General features: G+C 67.4%; 3 protein-coding genes. All 3 read left to right on the forward strand.

The features are described 5' to 3' along the window. Positions 1 to 240: 240 nt before the first annotated feature. On the forward strand, positions 241 to 558 hold the full coding sequence (locus tag V3B64_RS18575) for a DUF4156 domain-containing protein (RefSeq protein WP_005407628.1): 318 nt from the start codon (positions 241 to 243) through the stop codon (positions 556 to 558). Between the two features lie 103 nt (positions 559 to 661). Next, complete coding sequence (locus V3B64_RS18580; protein ID WP_014035559.1) at positions 662 to 1,678, forward strand: 3-oxoacyl-ACP synthase III; 1,017 nt, start codon at positions 662 to 664, stop codon at positions 1,676 to 1,678. A gap of 95 nt (positions 1,679 to 1,773) precedes the next feature. Beyond that, on the forward strand, positions 1,774 to 2,664 hold the full coding sequence (locus tag V3B64_RS18585; protein WP_329914674.1) for an alpha/beta fold hydrolase: 891 nt from the start codon (positions 1,774 to 1,776) through the stop codon (positions 2,662 to 2,664). Positions 2,665 to 2,745 lie beyond the last annotated feature (81 nt).

Consider the following 2,745-nt stretch of genomic DNA (forward strand, 5'->3'; position numbering starts at 1 on the left):
CTCAGCCAACCCGCCAACTCCTTCGGCCACCCCCCGCCCCCCCAGGGGGCGGCCCGGCTCCTCCGGTAGTGCCGGCCGCTGGCCGGCAACCTTGCCGTGGTAGGGCCGGCCGCTGGCCGGCAACTCCGTGACCCGAAGGCGGGGTCAGGCTCCCCTGCGGGGGATCTGACCCCACCCACCGGCTACCCCCGATTCAGGCTGTTCAGGCAGAATCCCCCCATACCCTTCCAGGATCTGCCCATGCGCGTTCTGCTGCTCTCCTCCCTGCTGCTCACCGTCACCGCCTGTACCTGGGTGCCGATCGAACCGGCCGGCAAGGCGACCCGCGTGCTGCCGGCAGGCCCGGTTCCCGCTGGCTGCATCGCCAAGGGCGAGGTGGTGGTCACCGTGAAGAGCAAGGTCGGCTTCTACAACCGCAACCCGCTGCGTGTGCAGGAAGAGCTGGAAACCCTGGCCCGCAACGAGGCCCCGAGCGCAGGCGCCAACGCCGTACAGGCCGCCGCCGCTCCGGCCGATGGCAGCCAGCGCTTCGCCGCTTTCCAGTGCCCGCCGCGCTGAACGCTTCACCATACGGCCAAGCCTGAATTCGTAAAGATGCGGTGAAGGCCCCGGGGGTTATAGAATAGCGCCCCCTTTTGCCTGAGCCTTGGCGCTAACCTCGATGCTCTTCAAGAATGTCTCGATCGCCGGCCTGGCACACGTTGATGCGCCGCATACGCTGACGACCAAGGAAATCAACGAGCGGCTGCAGCCGACGTTGGATCGCCTCGGTATCCGCACCGACGTGCTCGGCGATATCGCCGGCATCCATGCCCGCCGCCTGTGGGACAACGGCGTGCTTGCGTCCGATGCCGCCACCATGGCCGGCCGCAAGGCGCTGGAAGACGCGGGCATCGATGCAACGCAGGTCGGCCTGCTGGTCAACACCTCGGTCAGCCGCGACTACCTGGAGCCGTCCACGGCCTCCATCGTGTCGGGCAACCTCGGCGTCAGCGACGAGTGCATGACCTTCGACGTCGCCAATGCCTGCCTGGCCTTCATCAACGGCATGGATATCGCGGCGCGCATGATCGAGCGCGGCGACATCGACTACGCGCTGGTGGTGGATGGCGAGACCGCCAACCTGGTGTACGAGAAGACCCTGGAGCGCATGACCGCCCCGGACGTCACCGCCGACGACTTCCGCAACGAGCTGGCCGCCCTGACCACGGGTTCGGGCGCCGCCGCGATGGTGATGGCGCGCTCGGAGCTGGTGCCGGATGCGCCGCGCTACAAGGGCGGCGTGACCCGCTCGGCCACCGAGTGGAACCAGCTGTGCCTGGGCAACCTGGACCGCATGGTCACCGACACCCGCCTGCTGCTGATCGAAGGCATCAAGCTGGCCCAGAAGACCTTCACCGCCGCCAAGATCGCCTTGGGCTGGGCCGTGGAAGAGCTGGACCAGTTCGTGATCCACCAGGTCAGCCAGCCGCACACCGCCGCGTTCATCAAGAACTTCGGCATCGACCCGAAGAAGGTCATGACCATCTTCGGCGAGCACGGCAACATCGGCCCGGCCTCGGTGCCGATCGTGCTGAGCAAGCTCAAGCAGCTGGGCAAGCTGAAGAAGGGCGATCGCATCGCGCTTCTGGGCATCGGCTCGGGCCTGAACTGTTCGATGGCTGAAGTGGTCTGGTAAAAAAGTCACCGCTGACCTGCTGCGCGATGGGCAGCGATGATTTTTCCAAGTGTCCAGGGGCCGGTTCTACCGGCCCTTTCTACAGGTGCGATTCGATGTCCCAGCTTCCCGGTTACCCCGCCCACCCGCAGCGCTTCGAGGTCCGCCCCGGCCTGTCGATGAACTATCTCGACGAAGGCCCGCGCGATGGCGAAGTGGTGGTGATGGTGCACGGCAACCCGTCGTGGAGCTATTACTGGCGCACGCTGGTGGCCGGCCTGTCGGACACGTACCGCTGCATCGTGCCGGATCACATCGGCATGGGCCTGTCGGACAAGCCCGATGACAGCCGCTACGAGTACACGCTGCAGTCGCGCGTGGACGACCTTGATGCGCTGCTGAAGCACCTGGGCATCACCGGTCCGGTGACCCTGGCCGTGCACGACTGGGGCGGCATGATCGGCTTCGGCTGGGCGCTGTCGCACCACGACCAGGTGAAGCGCCTGGTGGTGCTCAACACCGCCGCGTTCCCGATGCCGGCGGCGAAGACGATGCCGTGGCAGATCGCGCTGGGCCGGCACTGGAAGATCGGCGAGTGGATCATCCGCACCTTCAACGCGTTCTCGTCCGGCGCCTCGTGGCTGGGCGTGGAGCGCAAGATGCCGGCCGATGTGCGCCGCGCCTACGTGTCGCCATACAACAGCTACGCCAACCGCATCAGCACCATCCGTTTCATGCAGGACATCCCGCTGTCGCCGGCCGACAAGGCCTGGTCGCTGCTGGAGCGTGCCGGCAAGGCGCTGCCGTCGTTCGCCGACCGCCCGGCCTTCCTCGGTTGGGGCCTGCGCGACTTCGTGTTCGACCACCACTTCCTGAAGGGCTTCCAGGCTGCGCTGCCGCAGGCCCAGGTGCATGCCTTCGAGGACGCCGGGCATTACGTGCTGGAAGACAAGCACGAAGTGCTGGTGCCGGAAATCCGCGCGTTCCTGGACAAGAACCCGATCTGAGGTGTGGCGCCCCACCGGGCGGCCCCCCCCCCCGGGGGCAATGGGTGGGGGGCGCCCCGGGGGGGGCCCCCCCCCCGGGGG

Source organism: Stenotrophomonas sp. SMYL86, from assembly GCF_036320025.1.
In the GTDB taxonomy this organism is placed as follows: domain Bacteria; phylum Pseudomonadota; class Gammaproteobacteria; order Xanthomonadales; family Xanthomonadaceae; genus Stenotrophomonas; species Stenotrophomonas maltophilia_A.